Below are 19,905 nucleotides of genomic sequence, written 5' to 3' on the forward strand. Positions count from 1 at the left end.
GCGGAGCGGTATCGCCTGTCCAGAGAAGTCGTTCGCGGCACCAGACGTGCAAGGCTAAAGCATTCGGTCAAGAAGCTGTGCCGTTCAGGGAGGTCGATTTCATGGTGTCGTGGTGGTGGTTCATCCCGACGGCTGTCGCCGTCATCGGAGCCTTGATCCTGATCAGTGGCCTGGCCGGTCTTTTCAAAGGTCGCTTCTTCGGGGGACTGTTCGGCACCCTCGCCGGCGGCATGCTGCTTGCCGTGGCATTGGGTGCAGCCCTGCTGGGCCAGAACGTCCAGACCTATTCACGCCTGGCCTATGAGCGACCGGTCGCCGGCCTGGCGGTCCGCCAGCTCGCCCCGCAGTATTTCGAGGTCACGGTGACCCAGCCTGCCAACGGCGACCTGCCGGCACGAACCGCCGTCTATCCGGTGAACGGCGACGAATGGCGGATGGAGGCGCAGGTGTTGAAGTGGAAACCGTGGGCCAGTGTCCTCGGTCTGGACAGCCAGTATCGGCTCGATCGTCTGTCAGGCCGCTATCAGGACATCGACCAGGAACGCACCGGCGCGCGCAGCGTGCATGCCCTCCATGTCGAGGAGCCCGGAACGATCGCGGGCGTCCAGACGCCGTGGTCGCTGAGCGCCTGGGACATGGCGCGCAGGTATCGTGGCTATATCGATGCCGTCGACACGCTGTACGGTTCGGCGGCCTATATGCCGATGGCCGATGGCGGGACCTATGAGGTCTGGATCACCCAGTCCGGCCTGATCGCCCGGCCAACCAACGACGCGGCGCGTGCCGGGTCGGCGGGAGGGTTCGTGCGGGTGAACTAGACGCTGCCCAGGGTCCGCAGCCGCGCCCTGGGATGAACCTCGTTCTGGCTCATGACCACGGTCTGGCCCCGGAAGCGTTCGATGATCGAGCGGACATAGGGCCGGATCTGCGGGCCGGTCAGCAGGACGGCGCTTTCGCCAGACATGGCGGCGCGTTCGAACACGTCGCGGACGGCGCGGATGAAGTCCTGAAGCCGTGACGGGGCCATGGCCAGCTGCTTTTCCTCGCCGCCCCCGACGAGGGCCTCGGCAAAGGCGCTTTCCCATTCGGGCGACAGGGTGATGATCGGCAGGGCTCCGTCCTCGCCCTTGTATTGCCAGCACAGTTGACGGGCCAGGCGGGTGCGGACGTGCTCGACCAGGGTGGTGACGGACGAGGAATGCGGCGCGGCCTCGGCCAGACCTTCGAGGATGGCCCCGAGATCGCGGATCGACACCTTCTCGCGCAGCAGCGCCTGCAGCACGCGCTGCAGGGTGGTGACGGTGACGACCGACGGCACCAGTTCGTCGACCAGCTTCTTTTCCTCGACGCCCAGTTCCTTGATCAGCTTCTGCACCTCGGCATAGCTGAGCAGATCGGCCATGTTCTCCTTGAGGATTTCGGTCAGATGGGTGGTCAGCACAGTCGCGGGATCGACGATGGTGTAGCCGCGGAACGTCGCCTCTTCGCGCAGGCTCTCGTCGATCCAGGTCGCCGGCAGGCCGAAGGCGGGTTCCTTGGTGTGCTCGCCGGGCAGTTCGACCTGACGCCCCGCCGGGTCCATGGCCATCAGCGAGCCCAGCCGCACCTCGCCGGCGCCCGCCTCCATCTCCTTGATGCGGATGGCATAGCCCTGGTTCGGCAGACGCATGTTGTCGAGGATACGCACCGACGGCATGACGAAGCCGTATTCCTGGGCCAGGGCGCGGCGCAGGGCCCGCACCTGATCGGTCAGGCGGCGACCCTCCAGGTCGTTGATCAGCGTCAGCAGGGAATAGCCCAGCTCGATCTTGACCTCGTCGATGGTCAGGGCGGTGCCGATGGGCTCCTCGACGTCGTCCTTGGGCTTGGCATTGGCGGCGTCGGTCTCGGCGGGCGGGGGCTTCAGCTTCGCCCGGCCAAGGCGCCAGGCCATGAAGCCCGCGCCGATGGCCAGGGCCGCGAACGGGATGATCGGCATGCCGGGGATCAGGGCCAGCAGACCGGCTGCGGCCGACACCATGCCGAGGCTGACGGGATTGGTGGCCAGCTGCGCGACCAGAGCCTTGTCGGCCGAGCCCTCGACACCGGCCTTGGACACGAGGAAGCCCGCGGCGATGGAGATGATGATGGCCGGGACCTGGGTGACCAGACCATCGCCGATGGTCAGCTGGATATAGGTGTTGGCCGCCTCGGCGATCGGCAGGCCATGCTGGACCGTCCCGATCAGAATACCGCCGATGGCATTGATCGCCACGATGATCAGCCCTGCGACCGCGTCGCCGCGCACGAATTTGGACGCACCGTCCATGGCCCCGAAGAAGGTCGATTCCTGCTCCAGTTCCTTGCGACGCAGCTTGGCCTGGTCCTCGGTGATCAGGCCCGAGGACAGGTCGGCATCGATGGCCATCTGCTTGCCCGGCATGGAGTCGAGGGTGAAGCGGGCGCTGACCTCGGCGATGCGGGTCGAGCCCTTGGTGATGACCACGAAGTTCACCACCAGGATGATGGCGAAGATGATGATGCCGATGATGAAGCTGCCGCCCATCATCAACTGCCCGAAGGCGTTGATGACCTGACCGGCCGCGTCGTGGCCCTCGTGGCCGTGGCTGAGCACCAGCCGGGTCGAGGCCAGGTTCAGGCCCAGCCGGAACAGGGTCGAGACCAGCAGAACCGTCGGGAAGATGGCGAAGTCCAGCGGCCGCTTCATCATCAGCGCCGTCATCAGGATCAGCACGGACGAGACCAGGCTGATGGCCAGCAGCAGGTCCAGCAGGAACTTGGGCACCGGCAGGATCAGCAGCAGGATGACGCCGATCACCCCGACGGCCATCCCTACTTCGCCACGCAGCAGCCAGCCCCGGATGTCGCCCCCGGTCGGACGGGCCATGCCGTCCTTCATCATAACGGGCGTGTCGGTCACGCGCGACCCAGGCGGGTCAGGGCAAGGCGCGTCGCCTCGGCGATCACCGCGGCGTTCCGGGCATCCGAGGTGTCGCGGCCGGCGTGGTAGTAGGCGGCGACGATGACCGGATCACCGGTCGGTGGATACAGGATGCCGATGTCGTTGGTCGGTCCGTAGCCGCCGGTTCCGGTCTTGTGCGCGACCCGCCAGCCGTCCGGCACGCCGGCCTTGAGCCGGTCGACGCCGGTGGGGGATGAGACCATCCATCCCAGCAGCATGGTCTTCGACTCCGCCGACAGGGACGAGGTCGGGTCAACGAACAGGCGATGCAGGTTGGCGGCGGACTGGCCCGGGGTGATGGTGTCCTTGTCGCCGTCCAGCCGGTTCATCTCGGGCTCGAAGCGATCGACGCGGGTCGTCTCGTCGCCGATGCCGCGGTAGAAGGCGCGCATGGCGTCGAGGCCGCCCAGCGCCTTCAGCAGCAGATTGGCGGCCGGATTGTCGGAGACCTCGACCGTGCCCTTCATCAACTGTTCGACGGTCAGGCTCCCGCCGACGGCGGGTTCGGTCACCGGGGCGTGATCGAGCATGTCGGCACGGGTGATCGGAATGGCGCGGTCGAGCCGTTCCTGACCGGCCTGGACCCGCATCAGGATCGCGGCCGCCAGATACATCTTGAACGTCGAGCAATAGACAAACCGCTCGTCGCCGCGCGCGGTCAGCTGACGGCCCGAGCCGAGGTCGTGGGCGAAGACGCCGAGGCGGCCGCCGTGCTCTGCTTCAAGAGCGGACAGGTCGAACGCTTCGGGGACGGTCGGTGCCGGCGCAGCTGCGGGCGACGCCTTTGGCGCACAGCCCATCAGGCAGAGTGCACCGAGGCCACTCAGGACGCTTCTGCGGTCCGAGACGAACATCCTAGGCCGCGCTCACGCCGTAGCCGGCGGTGGCGATGCCGGTCTGGGGGGCCATGATCTGCGTGCCCTCGTCGGCGTATTCGTTCAACTTGTTGCGCAGGGTCCGGATCGAGATGCCCAGGATGTTGGCCGCATGGGTCCGGTTGCCGAGACAATGGGTCAGGGTGTCCAGGATCAACGTCTTTTCCATCTGGGCGACGGTCTGGCCGACATAGGCGCGAGACACCGCATCGGCGGTCTGGGCGGCGCGACCGGCCAGTCCATTGTCGACCGCCCCGCCCACTGCCCCCATCAGGGGTTGTCCGTCCGGCAGGCGGATGGCCTGCGCGTCGATCTCCGACCCGATGGCCAGCAGGACCGCACGGTGCATGGCGTTTTCCAGCTCCCGCACATTCCCGGGCCAGCGGTGGGCGGCCAGCGCACGGCGTGCATCCAGCGACAGCGGCCGCACCGGCACGCCATTGGCGGCGGCGTATTTCTTGACGAAGTGGTCGGCCAGGACTGCCACGTCGCCCGGCCGCTCGCGCAGGGCGGGCAGGCGCAGGTTCACGACGTTCAGGCGGTACAGCAGGTCCTCGCGGAACGTGCCCTCGGCCACGGCCTTGGCCAGATCGCGGTTGGAGGTGGCGATGATGCGGATGTTGACCGGCACGGGCCTGGTGCCGCCGACCCTGTCGATGATCCGCTCCTGGATCGCGCGCAGCAGCTTGGCCTGAAGCCGGGCGTCCATCTCAGAGATTTCGTCCAGCAGCAGGGTTCCGCCGTCGGCCTCCTCGAACTTCCCGATCCGGCGGGCAACCGCGCCGGTGAAGGCCCCCTTCTCGTGGCCGAACAGTTCGGATTCCAGCAGATTGTCGGGGATGGCGGCACAGTTGACACTGATGAAAGGGCGTTCGGCGCGTTTGGAATGGGTATGGAGATAACGGGCCATTACCTCCTTACCGACGCCGCTTTCGCCGGTGATGAGGATAGAGGCCTCGGAGCGCGCGACCTGGTCGGCCAGCTTGATCACGGCCTGCATCGAGGGATCCGCCGAGATCAGCGGACGCTCGTCGTCGGCGACGGCGGCCAGGACGGCGGCGATCAGGTCGGCCTCGGGCGGAAGGGGGATGAACTCCTTGGCCCCCGCCCGGATGGCGGCGGCCGCCTTGTCCGCATCATTGTCGACGCCGCAGGCGACCACCGGCACGAAAATCCGTTCGGCCTCGTTGGCGGCGATCAGGGCCCCGATGTCGAGGTTGTAGTCGACCATCAGCAGGTCGGCCCCCTGCCCGCGCCGGAGCTGTTCGGTCGCCTGATCGGTGCGCTCGACGTGATTCACCTTGGCGCCGTGCGCCATGGCCATCTTCACCGCCGCCGCGAGCTGGCCCGAGAGCCGTCCAACCACCAGAAGCCGCATAGGTCTTCTCCTCTACTTCTTACGCGCGATCCGAACGCCTAGGCGTTCGAATCCTCGGTCTTGACGATTTCCGTCATGGTCACGCCGAGACGATCCTCGACGACGACGACCTCCCCGCGGGCGACCAGACGGTTGTTGACGAAGATGTCGATGGCCTCGCCGACCTTGCGGTCGAGCTCGAGCACCGAGCCACGATTGAGCTTGAGCAGCTGGGCGACCGTCATGTGGGCCTTGCCCAGCACGGCCGAGATGTTGACCGGCACATCGAAGACCGTCACCAGGTCAGAAGCGGACTTGTCCCCGGTGTCGTCGATGGTCGCCAGGGCGGTGGAGTCCGGAAACTCCTCAAGGGCAAGATCGTCGGCCATCAGTGTTGACCTCCATGGTCAAGGGATTCTGCATGTCCGGCCTCAACGGCGAGGGCGGATCGGAGCGCGGTGGCAATGCGGTCGGCGGCGGCGGCAGGGTCGAAATCAGCGCGCCCGTCGGCCCACTCCAGCTGGAAGGCCGCGACCGGCCCGTCCGGGTCGTCGCGGAAGGCCACGAGGCCAGAGAAGCCTGCATCGACGCAGACCGCCTGGATCTTGGTGCGGGCAGCCTCGTCCAGGCCGGAGGCGCGCACGACCAGCCGGGGCGAGGCATCGATCTCCTGCCCCAAGGCTTCCAGCGCAGACTGCAAGGGACCCGTCGGTAGATGATCCAGGGCGATGGCGGCGATGACCCGGGCGGCGGCCATAGCCAGGTCGGCCGCCTGTTCGCGGTGCTGGTGGGCCACCTGGTTCAGGGCCGGCGCAGCCATGGCGACGGCCTGTCCGATCGAGGACAGGGCCATGGCCGTCAGGCTCGCGGCCTCGGCCAGGGCGGCCTCGCGGGCCTCCAGCCGGGCCTGGGCGACCAGGGCCTCGACCTCGGCCGGCAGATAGGCCCGCTTGGCAGGCCGGAAAGTTGAGGTCCGCACGACGCTGCCCGCCTCGTCGAACTCGGTGTCGAAGGCGAAGGGACGGCTGCTGAGGGGGGCTGTCTCGACCATGTCAGTAGATCAACTCGTCGTCGCCGGAGGCTCCGGCCAGCATGATCTCGCCGCGCGCCGCCAGATCCTTGGCGACCTGCACCATGGACATCTGGGCCGTGTCGACGTCCTTGAGCCTGACGGGGCCCATGGATTCCATGTCCTCGCGCATGATCTTGGACGCGCGCTCGGACATATTGGTGAAGAACATCTCCCGCAGCGGCTCGGACGCGCCCTTCAGGGCCAGGCCCAGCGAGTCCTTCTCTACCGCGCGCAGCAGGGTCTGGACGCCGCCGGGGTCGAGCTTGGACAGATCCTCGAACACGAACATCAGGGCGCGGATGCGCTCGGCCGAATCGCGGTTGCGTTCCTCCAGCGCGCCGATGAACCGGGCCTCGGTCTGGCGGTCGAAGCTGTTGAAGATGTCGGCCATCATTTCGTGACTGTCGCGCTTGGAGGTCCGGGCCAGGTTCGACATGAACTCGGTGCGCAGGGTCTGTTCGATCTTGTCCAGGATTTCGCGCTGCACGGGCTCCATACGAAGCATCCGTTGAACGCACTCCAGGGCGAAGTCCTCGGGCAGGCTGGTCAGGACGCGGGCGGCGTGCTCGGGCTTCACCTTGGACAGCACCACGGCCACGGTCTGGGGGTATTCGTTCTTCAGATAGTTGGCGAGGACCGCCTCGTTCACATTGCCCAGCTTGTCCCACATGGTGCGACCGGCGGGACCGCGGATTTCCTCCATCAGCCCGTCGACGCGATCAGCCGGCATGAAGGAGGCCAGCAGACGTTGGGTCTGCTCGAAACTGCCCATGACCGCGCCGGAACCGGCCATGGACACGAACTCGACCATCAGTTCCTCGACCACGGTCGAGGACACATTGCCCAGCGACGACATGGCCTGGGAGATTTCCTTGACCTCGTCGTCGTCCAGACCCTGCCACAGGCGGGTGTGCTCCTCGCCGAGCGCAAGCAGGATCACGGCCGCCTTTTCGGGACCGGTCAGCTTGTTGACGTCATCGACGGACGCCTTGCCGGATCCCCGCCCCGCCATCAGCCTTCGTGCACCCAGCTACGGAGGATCGCGATCGACTCGTCGGGATGCTTCTCGACGTAGTCGGCGAGCTTCTTGATCGAAGAGGCCTTAACCTGGCCCTCGATGCGGGCGATATCGATGCGCTGTTCCATCTCGGTCGGAGCAGCCAGCTGCCCCATCTCTCCGCCGATCACCGAGGCCTCAAGCGGGGTGATCGGAAACTGCCCTCCACCCGCCAGCGCCATCTGCTGGCCCCCGCCGCTGCCCGAAGCGCTCTTCAGCAGCGGGCGCAGGACGAAGAAGATCAGCAGCAGCGCTGTAACCAGCAGCACCAGCAACTCGACACCGCGCATGATGTCGTTCTTGGTGAAGTTCAGCAGGGGCGATCCAGCGTCGGTTCCGCCGGCTGTAACGAGAGCATCGCGGTTGAAGCGGACGTTCGTCACCCGGACCTGGTCGCCGCGCTCCTGGTTGTAGCCCATGGCGGCCTTCACCAGATCCTCGATCTGCGTGATCTCCTCGGCCGTGCGGGGGGCGTAGGTCGGCTGACCACCCGGCTGGGCCGCCGGGGTCAGCTTGCCGTCGACGGCGACCGCGACCGACAGCTTCTTGACCTCGCCGGGTTCCTTCACCGTGGTCGTCGTGGTGTTGGAAATCTCGTAGTTGGTCGTCTCGGTGTTGGCGGTCTCGGTCGAGCCCTGGGGGGTCGTGGTCGGGGGCGCACCACCGGGGATGTTGTTGGTCGCCGTGACCCCGCCGTCGGAGACGCCGGTCGTATCCTGGGACTGGCTGCCGTTGGACGAGGTCGAGCGGACGACCTGGCCGTCGGGATCGTATTTCTGCTCCTGGGTCGTGGAGCGCGTCATGTCGATGTCGGCGGTGACCTGGACACGCGCGGCCCCGGCCCCCACGACGCCCTCGACCAGATCCTTGATCCGTTGCTGCAATTGGGCCTCGGTCGCGCCCTTGGCCTCTTCGGCGGTGGAGGAGGTGAAACCCTCGTCATCGTCGGCTGCGGCCAGGGTCTGGTTCGTCTCGTCGACGACGGTGACCTTGGTGGGCTTCAGATTGGGGACCGAAGATGCGATCACGGCGCGGATGGCGCGGACCTGATCCGTCGACAGCTTGCGCCCGCCAAGGCCGACAACGACGGAGGCCGTCGGTTCGGCCGCATCCTGCTGGAACAGTTCGCGCCTGGGCAGGGCGATGGCGACGCGGGCAGACTGGACGCCACGCATGGACATGATGGTACGGGCCAGCTCGCCCTGCAGGGCGCGCTGCTCGCTGATCTGCTGCTGGAATTCGGTCTGGCCCAGCACCGACTGGGTGTCGAACAGCTCATAGCCGACCGAGCCGGACGTCACGAGCCCCTTGCCGGCCAGCATCAGTCGCGCTTCGCCCACCTGATCGCGGTTGACCATGATGGTCGAACCGTCACCGCGCGTCGTGTATTTGATGCCCGACTGTTCCAGCGAGGCCGTGATCTCACCCGCCTCACGCAGGTCCAGATTGGAATACAGAAGCGCGTCCGGGGCCTGGCCGACGCGCAGCATCACGGCGACCAGGACGGCAGCCACGCCCGCGCCGACGCCCAGCACCATGGCGAGGCGGCCGATCCCGAATCTCTGCAACGCCTCCGTAAAGCCGCCCACGCATCCCCGCCAAACACTGTCGCGGGAGCCCAGACCCCTCCGCTAGGCAGAAAGTGCCGCCCGTGTGGTTAACGGCGGTTTAAGTGGCGCGGTGAACGTCGAGAAAGTCCCCGGTTTCGTCACCCGGGTTTCGCCGCATCGACCGGATGACGACGATTCAGACCCGGCTCTTCCGACTCGACGCCATTCTGGCGTCCAGTTGCGCAAGGACGCCCGACGCCCGCGACGGCAAGGTCTTGCCCGGATCGCGCAGGATGGCCGCGACGTCCCGGAACACGACCTCGGCCTGGAGGTCGCGGTTCAACAGGTGCCAGCCATCGGGGTAGAAGGCCGTGCGCAGCTCGGGCCGATCCCCCGCCCGAATCAGGGCGCGCCGCATGGGGCCCGGCGCGATGATCTGGTCGTGGGCTCCATACATAAGCATCGTCGGGACGCGGACCTGGCCCAGCTCGCGCGACGCGCTCTCCATCAGATCGACGAGCCCGGACAGGGTGTCGAAGCGGGTGGCGCGGATGAACAGCGGGTCGGTGCCGTTCGCAACCAGTTCAGCCAGATTGTCCGTCGCCCGGATGTGACGCACGGCCCAGTCGGGGGCCTCCACGGCCCGCGAGCCCAGAAGGCGCGCGGCGGCCCACAGGCTGGCGCGGTTCATCACGTTCTGGCTGGACCAGCCCCAGACGGCAGGGGCGAGCAGGATCGCCTGATCGGAAGCGGGCGGACGCTCCGAGGCGAAGGCCGATATGGCGACGGCCCCACCCATGCTCTCGCCGACCACCGCGATCCGGGCGTTCGGATGCCGGGCGCGGACAAGGGCAACGACGGTGCGCAGGTCCTCGACCATCACCGCCTCCCCGGCCCAGGTCCCGCGCCCCGGTGCCCGGCCGAAGCCACGCTGGTCATAGGCATAGGTGGCGATGCCCCGTTCGGCCCACCACGGCCCGGCCAGGCGCCAGGCCGCGGAATGGTCGTTCATCCCGTGCAGGGCGACGAGCACCGCCCAGGGCTCGGCTTGAGCGGGCGTCCACAGGCGATACGGCAGGCGTGCGCCGTCCCGGACGATGAAGGCATCGGGTTCGATCAGGGGACCGGTGAAGTCCGGCCCGGGCGTGAGTGGCGGCTGGACATGGGGCAAGGCGCAGGCCCCGAGCCCCAGCATCAATCCTGTCAGCACCGTCCGGCGGATCATCGGCCCAGAATGCCTCGAACCCTTTGACGAAGATACGGCACGACCTCGAGCTCGAACCACGGATTGCGCCGCAGCCAGGCGGTGTTCCGCCACGAGGGATGCGGCAACGGCAGGATGGACGGACCATAGTCCCGCCAGGCGCCAACGGTCCCGGTCATGTTGGGCTTCACGCGGTCGCCCAGCGCCCAGACCTGGGCATAGCCGCCGACCAGCAGGGTCAGCTCGATCTGCGGCAGCGCCTCCAGCAGGCGGGGCCGCCACAGCTCGGCGCAGCGGCGTGGTGGAGGATAATCACCCCCCTTCGGCGCGGTGCCGGGATAGCAGAAGGCCTGGGCTGCTACGCCGATCCGGTGATCGGCATAGAAGGTCTCATAATCCACGCCCATCCAGTTGCGCAGCCGGTCGCCCGACGGATCGGTGAACGGCAGGCCGCTTTCGTGAACGCGCCGCCCGGGTGCCTGGCCGCAGATCAGCAGGCGGGTTGCGGGAAAGACGCGAACCACCGGGCGTGGCGTGTGCGGCAGTTCACCCAGGCAAGCACGGCAGGCGCGGATATCCGAAAGGACAGCGTCCAGATCAGGCGAAGTCGTCATCGACCTCGGGCTTGGGCGGCAGGGCGGCAAGCGCGGTGGCCGTCTCGGCCTCCGTCGGCAGGCGCAGACGGGTCACGCCCCGGAAGTTCGTGGGGTCCACGACCTTGCCCTTCTTGGTGATGGTCAGGCGGCCCTGACGCATCAGGTGCAGGGCCGTCGCCCGGACCTTGGGCAGGACGCGCTGCCACTGCTCGGTCTGGATGTGCTTGGCCACGTCCGCGGGCTCGACGGACTTGCCGCCGACGCCCTTGGGGTCCGCTTTCGCCAGGGTTTCAAAAATTGCCGCTTCGATTGGATCGCTCATCGGGCCTATATGCTGCACTGCAGAAACGAAAAGAAGGCAAACTTGGCATGGTCGCCAAAGTCACGGTCACCGAAGGCGAGTTCACGGGCTGGAAAACCTACGACCTGCACGGCACGTTCGACCAGGTCGTCGGACCATTCTACTTCAGGCCGGACCCCGACGGGCGCATGCGGTGCGCCTTCCGGGCCGAGCCCAAACACATGAACGCCGGTGACCGGATGCACGGCGGCTGTCTGATGACATTCGCCGATATCGCCCTGTTCCAGACCGCCTATCAGGAGATGGAAGGCAAGAACGGCGTCACGGTGCAGCTGGATTCGACGCTGATCGACGGGGCCTATGTCGGCGAACTGATCGAGGCGACGGGTGAGGTCGTGCGGGCAGGCGGGTCGCTGATCTTCGTTCGCGGTCAGATCACGACGGGCGAGCGTACGCTGATGACCTATTCCGGCATCATCCGGAAATTCACGCCGCGCTGATCAGATCCCTGCCTTGGCCGCCGGGCGGGCGCGACAGGCGTCGAGCCAGCGGGCCAGGTGGATGAATTCTTCGGGCGGGCGGTATTTGACCATGCGGGCAAAATCCAGCCCGACCGCCCCGACGACATCCGCGATCGTGAAACGGTCCAGAGCGATGAATTCACGCTCGGCCAGATGCCGGTCCAGGGTCTTCATGAAGCGCTCGGCCGACAGCCGGTTGTAGTCGGCGACCTGGGGTTGCGGGGTGGCCTCCAGCACCGCCAGCGCCGGATGGGTCAGGCGCACGTTCAGCATGATGGGGTTGGCCAGATAGAATTCGCAGCGGCGGGTCCACATCTCGACGATGGCCTGTTCGCGAGGGTCGTGACCGAAAAGATTGGGCTCAGGATAGAGCGCCTCCAGATAGCGGCAGATGGCGACGGACTCGGAGACCACCGTGCCGTCGTCCAGTTCCAGGGCGGGCACGTGTGGCACTCCCACCCGGGCGCGGTAATCCGGCGTCTTGTGATCCCCGGACATGATGTCGATCTGGACGATCTCGACGTCCTCGATGCCCTTTTCCGCCATGACCCAGCGGACGCGCCGGGGGTTGGGGGCGCGGAAGGAATCGTACAGCTTCATCGGATCAGCCTTTGCGGTTCAGCCGAATATGGAGGCGGGCATCGCGCCCACAACCGCCGCCGTCATCAGGGTGGCCAGGAAACCGGCGAACAGCGCCTTCCAGACCATCCCCAGCACCTCTTCCCGGCGCTCGGGGATCAGGACCGACAGGCCGGTGACCGTGATGCCGACCGATCCGATGTTGGCGAAGCCGCACAGGGCATAGGTCATCAGCATGCGGGTCCGCTCGCTCATGTCGCCGACCGGGATCTTGCCCAGTTCGATGAAGGCCACGAACTCTGTGAGCGTCAATTTGGTGCCGAGGAGCCAGCCCGCCTTGCCGGCCTCCGACCAGTCCACCCCGACCAGCCAGGCGACCGGCATGAACAGCCACCCCAGCAGGCGCTGGACCGTCACATGGTCGCCGAAGATCCAGAAACCGCCCAGCATCAGGTTGACCAGAGCCACCAGGGCCACAAACACGATCAGCACTGCCGAGATGTTCAGCACCACCATCAGCCCATCGGCCGTGCCCTTGACGATGGCGTCGATGGCCGAGTCGTACTTCAGGGCCGAGCCATAGTCGGCGACCTGTCCCCCCTCGCCCGGTTTTTCGGGGATGATGATGCGGGCGAGCAGAACGCCGGCCGGGGCCGAGACGATGGATGCTACCAGGACGTGCCCTGCCGCATTGGGCAGGGTCGCGGACAGGATCGAGGCATAGGCGACCATGGTCGAACCGGCCACGGTCGCCAGGCCGACCACCATCATCAGGAAGATCTCGGACCGGGTCAGCTTGTCCAGGTAGGCGCGGATGACGATCGGGCTCTCGATCATGCCAAGGAAGATGTTGGCCGCGACCGCCAGGGCCGAGGCGCCGCCCAGACCCATGGTCTTCTGGAACAGGAAGCCGAAGCCCAGCGTCAGCCACTTCAGGATTTTCCAGTGCCACAGCAGAGCGGACAGCGCCGAGATCACCAGGATCAGCGGCAGCACGTTGAACGCGAAGGTGAACAGACCGCCCGGGTTGGTCACCGCATAGGGCTGATCGCCCCCTGCCAGATAGCCGAACACGAACTTGGTCCCCTCGGCGGTCGCCACGGCCAGACCATCGACGGCGCTGGTCACCGCCGCCAGCACGCCCTGCGATCCGGGAATGGCGAACAGCGCAAGAACCAGCAGGGCCTGGACGCCGATCGCGCCCAATGTCAGCCGCCAGGGAAACCGGCTCTTGGTCTCCGACATCAGCCAGCAGGCGGCGACGATGGCCACGAGGCCGCCCAGGCTCTGGAGGTTCAGCGTGGTGAACATGGAAGGTTCCGTCCGGCCCCCTGCCGGCCCATTCCGTTGAACCGAACCCGGCCCCTCTGGCAAGGGTGAGAGTCGTGGAGAGAAGAAAAGTGACTCTTACTTCTCCAACGGACCCTCCGGGTCGAAGGTTCGGGGTCACCTTAAGGGCCGCTGGCGTCAAGATCGGTCGCACCCGGGATCGGCGATCACGACCGCCCGTCGGAGCGAGCGGCGGCTGTCGAGGTCAGGTCTGATGCCGCACCAGCTTGCCGTAGTCGTCCATCAAGGTCAGCGAGATATCACCCGGCGTGAACGTATATTCGCCGATCGACTGGACGGGGGTCACCTCGGCGGCCGAGCCGGTCAGAAAGCACTCGGAGAAGGTCGACAGTTCCTCGGGACGGATGTGGCGAACGACCACCTCGATGCCCTTCGATTTCGCGATATCGATGACGGTCTGGCGGGTGATGCCGTTCAGGATGTGGGTCACGTCGGGGGTGTGGATCACACCGTCCTGGACGAAGAAGACATTGGCACCGGTCGCCTCTGCGACGTAGCCGCGCCAGTCCAGCATCATGGCGTCGGAGAAGCCGCGCCGCTCGGCCGCGTTCTTGGACATGGTGCAGATCATGTAGAGCCCGGCGGCCTTCGCCGTGGTGGGGGCAGTCATCGGATCGGGGCGACGCCACTTGGCCCACTCCAGCCGGATGCCCTTCTTCTTCACTTCCGGGTCGAAATAGCTGGGCCAGTCCCAGACCGCGATGGCGACGTGGACCTTGTTATTCAGGGCCGAGACGGAGGTCTGTTCCGGCCCGAGGTAGGCGACGGGGCGGACATAGGCGTCCTCCATGCCCATGCGCGCGCAGGTTTCCTTGCAGGCCGCGTCGATCTCGGCCACGCTGTATGGCAGCGCAAAATCCAGAAGTTCAGCGGAGCGGGCCAGACGCTCGGAATGCTCTGTCAGCTTGAAGATTTCCCCGCCATACATACGCTCACCCTCGAACACCGACGAGCCGTAGTGCAGAGCATGGGTCAAAACGTGCGTTTTCGCTTCCCGCCAGGGCACGAAATCACCGTCCATCCAGATCCAGCCATCACGATCGTCGAAAGGAACCAAGGCCATTGAACAACGTCTCCTGCGCAGATTGCTCGCTTAGAACGCTCGAAACGCCCGAGGTCAACGCCACGCGCGCGGGAATGTTCGCATGAGCAGCAGCCGTTCAGGGCCTGTGGCGGGCGCCGGCGTCGGACGTCACCTGCTGATCGTCGACGACGACGACCGAATTCGCGAGCTGCTGAAGGAATATCTGGCGCGCGAGGGCTATCGCGTGACGGGGGCAGCGCACGCGGCCGCCGCCCGTCGCCTGATGGAGCTGATCGAGTTCGATCTGGTGGTTCTGGACGTCATGATGCCGGGCGAATCGGGACTGGAGCTGACGACCTGGGTTCGGTCCAAGGCGCAATTGTCCAGGACGCCCGTCCTGCTTCTGACCGCGCGCGGCGAGGCGGCGGACCGGATCGACGGCCTGTCGCGCGGAGCCGACGACTATATGTCCAAGCCCTTCGATCCCAGGGAACTGGCCCTGCGCATCGATGCGATCCTGAGGCGGACGGGGGTCAAGCCGATCATGCCGCGCGAGATCCGGCTGGGCACCGCCATGTTCGACCTCGAACGGCTGGAGCTGACACGCGACGGTGCGCCGATGCGGCTGACCGAGGCCGAGGCGCAGTTGCTGAAGACCCTGGCGCTTCACGCCCACGCCCCGGTCGAGCGCATGGACCTGTCACCGGACACCGCCGACATCACCGGCCGCGCCGTGGACGTGCAGGTCACCCGGCTGCGCAGGAAGCTGGAGGCGGATCCGAAGAACCCGCGCTATCTGCAGACCGTGCGGGGTGTGGGCTATATGCTGGCCCCGGACTGAGATGCGCCTGATCCCCTTCCCCGTCGTGGCGCGCGTTCTGAAGCGCCAGTTGCCGACGACGTTGTGGGGGCGGTCGCTGCTGATCATCGTGTTGCCGATCCTGATCATGCAGGGGGCGGTGACCTGGGCCTTCTTCGACATGCACTGGCAGACCGTCACGGCGCGCCTGTCCGAAGGCCTGGCGGGCGACGTGGCCTGGGCGGCCGAGAGCTATCGCGACGACCCGACGCCCTCCAACCTGGCCGCGATCGCCGACCGGGGCGAACGGTCCATGCAGCTGTCGATCGCGCTGCGACCGGATGCGAAATTGCCAGGGGAACAACGACGCGGGCCGATCGGCGTGGTGGACCGCACCCTGGAGGCCGCTCTGGCGTCGCGCCTGGACCAGCCCTTCTGGTTCGATACGACCCGTTATCCCGCCTATGTCGACATTCAGGTACAGCAGCGCGACGGGGTCTTGCGGATCATCGCGCCGCGCGAACGGGCCGTGGCCACCCAGGCCCACATCTTCGTCCTGTGGCTGATGCTGGCGACGGTCCTGCTGATGAGCGTGGCGATCCTGTTCATCCGCAACCAGGTCCGGGCCATCGAGAGGCTGGCCGAGGCGGCAGAGGCCTTCGGGCGGGGTGAGATGTCGCCCAAGTTCAAGCCGCACGGCGCGCGCGAGGTGCGTCAGGCCGCGGTCGCCTTCCTGGCCATGCGCGACCGGATCCAGCGTCATATCGAACAGCGGACGGCGCTGCTGGCTTCTGTCAGCCACGACCTGCGCACGCCCCTGACCCGGCTGCGGCTGGAGCTGGCCCTGGCTCCCCCGTTCAAGCGTCAGAGCGCCATGAAGGGCGACCTGGACGAGATGGAGCACATGATCGACGAATACCTGGCCTTCGCAAAAGGCGAGGCCGGTGAGGCCCCGCAGCCGGTGGATGTGGCGGCCCTGCTGAAGGCGACGGGCGAGGACGTGAAGCGCGCCGGAGCCGAAGTCGAGATCACCGCCCCGACCAGTCTGACGGCATCCCTGCGGCCCCTCGCCTTCAAGCGAGCGCTGGCCAATCTGGCGGGCAATGCGGCGGCGCACGGCGAGCATGTCCGGCTGACCGCGCGCGCCCTGTCGTCCGGCGGGTTCGAGATCGCGGTCGAGGACGACGGACCCGGCATTCCCGACGACCTGCACGAGGAGGCCTTTCGCCCCTTCAGCCGGCTGGACGAAAGCCGGAACCAGAACCGCAAGGGTGTCGGCCTGGGTCTGGCCATCGCGCGCGATGTGGCGCGCGGGCACGGTGGGGACATTACACTGGCGCGCAGCGATCTGGGCGGCCTGCGGGCCCTGATCCGGCTGCCCGGCTGAGGCCCGATCACATTTGCGGGCGCAGGACTGGCCAAGGGCCTGGCCGAAGCCCATCTTCGCCGGATCAGCATTGCAGGAGATCGTCATGCGTCGCTTCGCCTTCATCGCCCCCCTTGCCCTTGTCGTCGGTATGGCCGCATCGCCGGCTCTGGCCCAGGACCCTCAGGTCAACGTCACTGTGGGCGGCGATCTGATCGACAAGGTCGAGGAACTGGGCCAGCGGGACGTGGACCGGCAGGTGGAACGGCTGACCACCGTCGTCGCGCGTGAACTGGCGCGGAGCGGCAGCCTCGAAGGGGCCCAGATCAACCTTGTCCTGACCGATCTGAAACCCAATCGTCCCACCTTCCAGCAAGCCGTCGACAAGCCCGGCCTTTCGATCATCGACAGCATCTCGATCGGCGGGGCCACGATCGAGGGCGAGGTCGTAACCGCCGATGGTCAGCGTCTGCCGGTCAGCTATTCGCGCTATTCCACGACCCTGGCCGACGTCTATGGCTACAGCACCTGGCAGGATGCGGAGCAGGCCTATGGACGCCTGGCCTCGAACCTGGCGTCAGGCCGCCTGGTTACCCGCTAGGGCCTTCGCACGGGCGATCGCCGCGTCGACGGCGTCGCGTGCGGCGGCCGTGAAATCCGAGCGGTCGAGCGCATCCAGACCGGCGCGAGTCGTCCCGCCCGGTGAAGCGATCCGCGAGACAAGGTCGTCCAGGGAGACGCCGGTGCCGGCACCGGCACCGGCCGAGCGCAGGGCACCGCGAGCAAGGCGTTGAGCGGCCTCCAGCGGCAGTCCCGCCTGCTCACCCGCCGCCGACAGCGCCTGGGTAAGGGCATAGAAGAAGGCCGGCGCGGACCCGGCCACAGCCGTTGCAGCATCCATCAACGATTCGTCATCCAGATCGACCGTGTCGGCCACCGGATCGAACAGGCGGTGCGCGAGGGCCCGGGCTGGCGCATCATCGGACCAGATGGCGGCGACGCCCTGGCCCTGTGCGACGGCGGTTGTCGGCATGACGCGGACGACCGGATGTCCCGGCAGCATCGCCGCGATATCCGCCGCGCGAACGCCGGCCATGACGGACACCAGTGTGGTGCCAGACGGCAGGCTCGCCGACAGCGGGGCCAGGGCCTCGCGCCAGGCGGCGGGTTTCACCGCGATCACCAGCGCTCGCGTGTCGGGTGGACAGACCGCTGGCACGTCGCGGGTGAGGATGGCGGGATCCGCAACTGTGCCCGTCAGCCGCCATCCTTCGGTGATGGCCGACCCGAGCCGGCCGTGACCGAGAAGGGTGACCCCGCCGACGGCCATGTCAGGCCGTGCCGACGGTCTCGAACAGGCAGGAGTCGATCGCGTCCTGGGGCTTCTTGTTGCCGCGGATCATGAAGTCAAAGGCCGGATAGTAGCGGTCCGAGGCCTCCACCGCAGCATCGATCATGGACGCGGCCTGGGCGAGGGTCGGGCGTTCGCCGTGCGGCAGGGCCAGCGAGTGGCGGAAGACGATCTCGCCGTCCTCGGCCCAGACCTCGAAATGACCCATCCAGGTGCGCTGATTGACCATGGAAACCAGTTCATAGGCCGCGTTCCGACGGGACTTGGTCGCACGCAGGTCCAGCGCGCAGCACAGCTGAAGGCAGTCTCCCTCGGGCCGCCAGGCGAACCACAGCTCATAGTCCTTCCAGTCGCCGGCCAGGGCGAATGCCAGGTCGCCGTCGTCGGTCCGGTCGAACGGCAGATTTTCGGCGTTCAGGACATGCTCGACCACATCCAGCGGATCAAAGGGGGTGTCGGTTTCGTGGCCAACAGCATCCATCAGGTAAACTCGATCTCGCGGGAGGTCGGCCGCGACTCAGCGACCTTGGGAAGACGGTAGGCGTGTTCGCGGATTCGGCTCAACCGGCTGCGTCGGGAAGACGAGTTCCGTCTGTGGACGTTCCCGTTTTCGGCGCTTTAGGCTTGGCCGTAGCCGCCTTCTGAAGCTCGGCGACCTCGGCGCGCAGCGCGGTGATCTGGGCTTTCAGCACATCGAACTCGTCGCGGCGGACCAGATCCATCTCGGCCGCGATGCGATCGGACTGGGCGCGAAAGGCCGCCTTGGCCTCATCGCCGGCCGCCTGGGCCAGGCCCATCGCGCTGGTCGACAGCTTGGCGAACTCGTCGAGGAAAGGGTTGCGGGTCTGCATGATCGTCTCCGGCCCGGGGCGGCGGGCGTCGTTAAGGGAGGGTTGCCTGATATGGTGAACGAACCCTTACCCGGCCAGCCCTGCATAAGCCCAAACGGGGCCGAAACGTGTCACGCTCGCGTGACGCATCGACCCTTGCTAAAGGGCTGCGACAGCCGTTTCAGGAGCGCCGCGCTTGCCCTTTCCCGAGTTCGACCCGGTCCTGATCCACCTCGGCCCCCTGCCGATCCGCTGGTACGCCCTGGCCTATGTGATGGGCATCGTGCTGGGCTGGGTCTATGCGGCCAGGATCCTCAAGAGCCCGCGCGTCTGGCTTCCGGGCAGACCTCCCATCAACACGGTGCAGCTGGACGATCTGGTGCTGTGGATTACGCTGGGCATCATCCTGGGCGGCCGGTTCGGCTATGCGCTGTTCTACAAGCCGGTCATGTATGCCCAGCTTGTCGGTGAGTTGTTTCCCAAATTGTTCCCACACGGCGTCACCTGGGGTGAGCGGCTGGAGCTGTTCCAGCTATGGACGGGGGGCATGTCGTTCCACGGCGGCCTGATCGGCCCCACGATCGCAGTCCTGCTGTTTGCCAGGAAGCACAAGGTCAACCCTCTGAGCCTCGGGGACATGCTTCTTCCCGTCGGAACAATCGGCCTGTGCTTTGGCCGGTTGGCCAATTTCATCAATGGCGAACTGTGGGGCCGCGTTACCGACGTGCCCTGGGCCGTCCGGTTCTGCAATGCGCGGATCGAGCAGATTTACGGGTTTTGCCCTGCGGGCAACGAACCCCGCCATCCCAGCCAGCTGTACGAGGCGGGGCTGGAGGGTATCGTGCTGTTCGGCATTCTTTGGCTGGCGGTCTGGAAATGGCGGCTGCTCAGCAAGCCGGGCTACATCACCGGCCTGTTCCTGGTCGGCTACGGACTGATCCGCGCCCTGCTGGAAAACGTCCGACAGCCGGATGTGGGGCTGGACCATCTGCCCTTTGGCCTGACCATGGGCATGATCCTGTCCATCCCGATGATCCTGATCGGCGCCTGGCTGATCCGGCGGGCGTGGATGCGGCCGCCGGCGGTGACGGCGGAGTCGGTCGAGGCCTGA

22 protein-coding genes are annotated in these 19,905 nt (G+C 66.8%); 6 read left to right on the forward strand and 16 right to left on the reverse strand.

Features of this window, described 5'->3' with window-relative positions; all coding sequences use genetic code 11:
• Nucleotides 1-77: 77 nt before the first annotated feature.
• A complete protein-coding gene (locus O3139_RS12765) occupies nt 78-818 on the forward strand; it encodes a hypothetical protein (protein ID WP_269514427.1) in 741 nt (246 codons plus the stop codon).
• Here O3139_RS12765 and flhA read toward each other — a convergent pair.
• The 10 genes from flhA to O3139_RS12815 form a co-directional block, all read right to left on the reverse strand.
• The gene (gene flhA / locus O3139_RS12770) at nt 815-2,902 is read right to left on the reverse strand and encodes a flagellar biosynthesis protein FlhA (RefSeq protein ID WP_269516488.1); all 2,088 of its coding nucleotides are present in this window, start codon (nt 2,900-2,902) and stop codon (nt 815-817) included. The genes O3139_RS12765 and flhA overlap by 4 nt on opposite strands.
• A 14-nt stretch (nt 2,903-2,916) precedes the next feature.
• Nucleotides 2,917-3,816, reverse strand: coding sequence for a class A beta-lactamase (gene bla / locus O3139_RS12775; protein WP_269514428.1), 900 nt, complete (start codon nt 3,814-3,816; stop codon nt 2,917-2,919).
• 1 nt (nt 3,817) lies between these two features.
• The gene (locus O3139_RS12780) at nt 3,818-5,215 is read right to left on the reverse strand and encodes a sigma-54 interaction domain-containing protein (RefSeq protein ID WP_269514429.1); all 1,398 of its coding nucleotides are present in this window, start codon (nt 5,213-5,215) and stop codon (nt 3,818-3,820) included.
• 38 nt (nt 5,216-5,253) lie between these two features.
• A complete protein-coding gene (gene fliN / locus O3139_RS12785; protein WP_269516489.1) occupies nt 5,254-5,586 on the reverse strand; it encodes a flagellar motor switch protein FliN in 333 nt (110 codons plus the stop codon).
• Nucleotides 5,583-6,245 carry a flagellar assembly protein FlbE gene (locus O3139_RS12790; protein WP_269514430.1) on the reverse strand — a complete coding sequence of 221 codons (663 nt, stop codon included), beginning with the start codon at nt 6,243-6,245 and terminating at the stop codon, nt 5,583-5,585. The genes fliN and O3139_RS12790 overlap by 4 nt, the downstream gene beginning before the upstream one ends.
• Nucleotide 6,246: 1 nt before the next feature.
• Entirely contained in the window at nt 6,247-7,278 is a 1,032-nt protein-coding gene (gene fliG / locus O3139_RS12795) for a flagellar motor switch protein FliG (RefSeq protein ID WP_269514431.1), read from the reverse strand.
• Nucleotides 7,278-8,912, reverse strand: a complete 1,635-nt coding sequence (fliF, locus tag O3139_RS12800) for a flagellar basal-body MS-ring/collar protein FliF (RefSeq protein WP_269514432.1) — start codon at nt 8,910-8,912, stop codon at nt 7,278-7,280. The genes fliG and fliF overlap by 1 nt, the downstream gene beginning before the upstream one ends.
• A 157-nt stretch (nt 8,913-9,069) precedes the next feature.
• Entirely contained in the window at nt 9,070-10,098 is a 1,029-nt protein-coding gene (locus O3139_RS12805; RefSeq protein WP_269514433.1) for an alpha/beta fold hydrolase, read from the reverse strand.
• On the reverse strand, nt 10,095-10,691 hold the full coding sequence (locus O3139_RS12810; protein WP_269514434.1) for a uracil-DNA glycosylase family protein: 597 nt from the start codon (nt 10,689-10,691) through the stop codon (nt 10,095-10,097). Before O3139_RS12810 ends, O3139_RS12805 begins: the two co-directional genes overlap by 4 nt.
• On the reverse strand, nt 10,675-10,995 hold the full coding sequence (locus tag O3139_RS12815) for a DUF3253 domain-containing protein (protein ID WP_269514435.1): 321 nt from the start codon (nt 10,993-10,995) through the stop codon (nt 10,675-10,677). The genes O3139_RS12810 and O3139_RS12815 overlap by 17 nt, the downstream gene beginning before the upstream one ends.
• Before the next feature lie 47 nt (nt 10,996-11,042).
• On the opposite strand from O3139_RS12815, the gene O3139_RS12820 reads away from it, so the two are divergent.
• Nucleotides 11,043-11,474, forward strand: coding sequence for a PaaI family thioesterase (locus O3139_RS12820; RefSeq protein ID WP_269514436.1), 432 nt, complete (start codon nt 11,043-11,045; stop codon nt 11,472-11,474).
• Here the strand turns inward: O3139_RS12820 and O3139_RS12825 are convergent, their stop codons facing one another.
• The 3 genes from O3139_RS12825 to O3139_RS12835 all read right to left on the reverse strand — a co-directional run bounded on the left by O3139_RS12825 (nt 11,475) and on the right by O3139_RS12835 (nt 14,487).
• Nucleotides 11,475-12,095, reverse strand: coding sequence for a glutathione S-transferase family protein (locus O3139_RS12825; protein WP_269514437.1), 621 nt, complete (start codon nt 12,093-12,095; stop codon nt 11,475-11,477).
• An 18-nt stretch (nt 12,096-12,113) separates the two neighbouring features.
• On the reverse strand, nt 12,114-13,385 hold the full coding sequence (locus O3139_RS12830; RefSeq protein ID WP_269514438.1) for a NupC/NupG family nucleoside CNT transporter: 1,272 nt from the start codon (nt 13,383-13,385) through the stop codon (nt 12,114-12,116).
• A 223-nt stretch (nt 13,386-13,608) separates the two neighbouring features.
• The gene (locus O3139_RS12835; RefSeq protein WP_269514439.1) at nt 13,609-14,487 is read right to left on the reverse strand and encodes a branched-chain amino acid aminotransferase; all 879 of its coding nucleotides are present in this window, start codon (nt 14,485-14,487) and stop codon (nt 13,609-13,611) included.
• Between the two features lie 82 nt (nt 14,488-14,569).
• On the opposite strand from O3139_RS12835, the gene O3139_RS12840 reads away from it, so the two are divergent.
• From O3139_RS12840 to O3139_RS12850, 3 genes are all read left to right on the forward strand, one after another.
• Entirely contained in the window at nt 14,570-15,289 is a 720-nt protein-coding gene (locus O3139_RS12840) for a response regulator (protein ID WP_269514440.1), read from the forward strand.
• A gap of 1 nt (nt 15,290) precedes the next feature.
• Nucleotides 15,291-16,634, forward strand: a complete 1,344-nt coding sequence (locus tag O3139_RS12845; protein ID WP_269514441.1) for an ATP-binding protein — start codon at nt 15,291-15,293, stop codon at nt 16,632-16,634.
• A gap of 85 nt (nt 16,635-16,719) precedes the next feature.
• On the forward strand, nt 16,720-17,214 hold the full coding sequence (locus tag O3139_RS12850; RefSeq protein ID WP_269514442.1) for a hypothetical protein: 495 nt from the start codon (nt 16,720-16,722) through the stop codon (nt 17,212-17,214).
• Here O3139_RS12850 and O3139_RS12855 read toward each other — a convergent pair.
• The 3 genes from O3139_RS12855 to O3139_RS12865 all read right to left on the reverse strand — a co-directional run bounded on the left by O3139_RS12855 (nt 17,191) and on the right by O3139_RS12865 (nt 18,815).
• On the reverse strand, nt 17,191-17,943 hold the full coding sequence (locus tag O3139_RS12855) for a pyrroline-5-carboxylate reductase family protein (protein WP_269514443.1): 753 nt from the start codon (nt 17,941-17,943) through the stop codon (nt 17,191-17,193). The two genes, O3139_RS12850 and O3139_RS12855, sit on opposite strands and share 24 nt — an antisense overlap.
• Before the next feature lies 1 nt (nt 17,944).
• A complete protein-coding gene (locus O3139_RS12860; protein ID WP_209322659.1) occupies nt 17,945-18,445 on the reverse strand; it encodes a YbjN domain-containing protein in 501 nt (166 codons plus the stop codon).
• Nucleotides 18,446-18,524: 79 nt separating this feature from the next.
• A complete protein-coding gene (locus O3139_RS12865) occupies nt 18,525-18,815 on the reverse strand; it encodes an accessory factor UbiK family protein (protein ID WP_269514444.1) in 291 nt (96 codons plus the stop codon).
• Nucleotides 18,816-18,990: 175 nt separating this feature from the next.
• On the opposite strand from O3139_RS12865, the gene lgt reads away from it, so the two are divergent.
• A complete protein-coding gene (lgt, locus tag O3139_RS12870; RefSeq protein WP_269514445.1) occupies nt 18,991-19,905 on the forward strand; it encodes a prolipoprotein diacylglyceryl transferase in 915 nt (304 codons plus the stop codon).

This window comes from Brevundimonas subvibrioides, assembly GCF_027271155.1.
Taxonomy (GTDB): domain Bacteria; phylum Pseudomonadota; class Alphaproteobacteria; order Caulobacterales; family Caulobacteraceae; genus Brevundimonas; species Brevundimonas subvibrioides_D.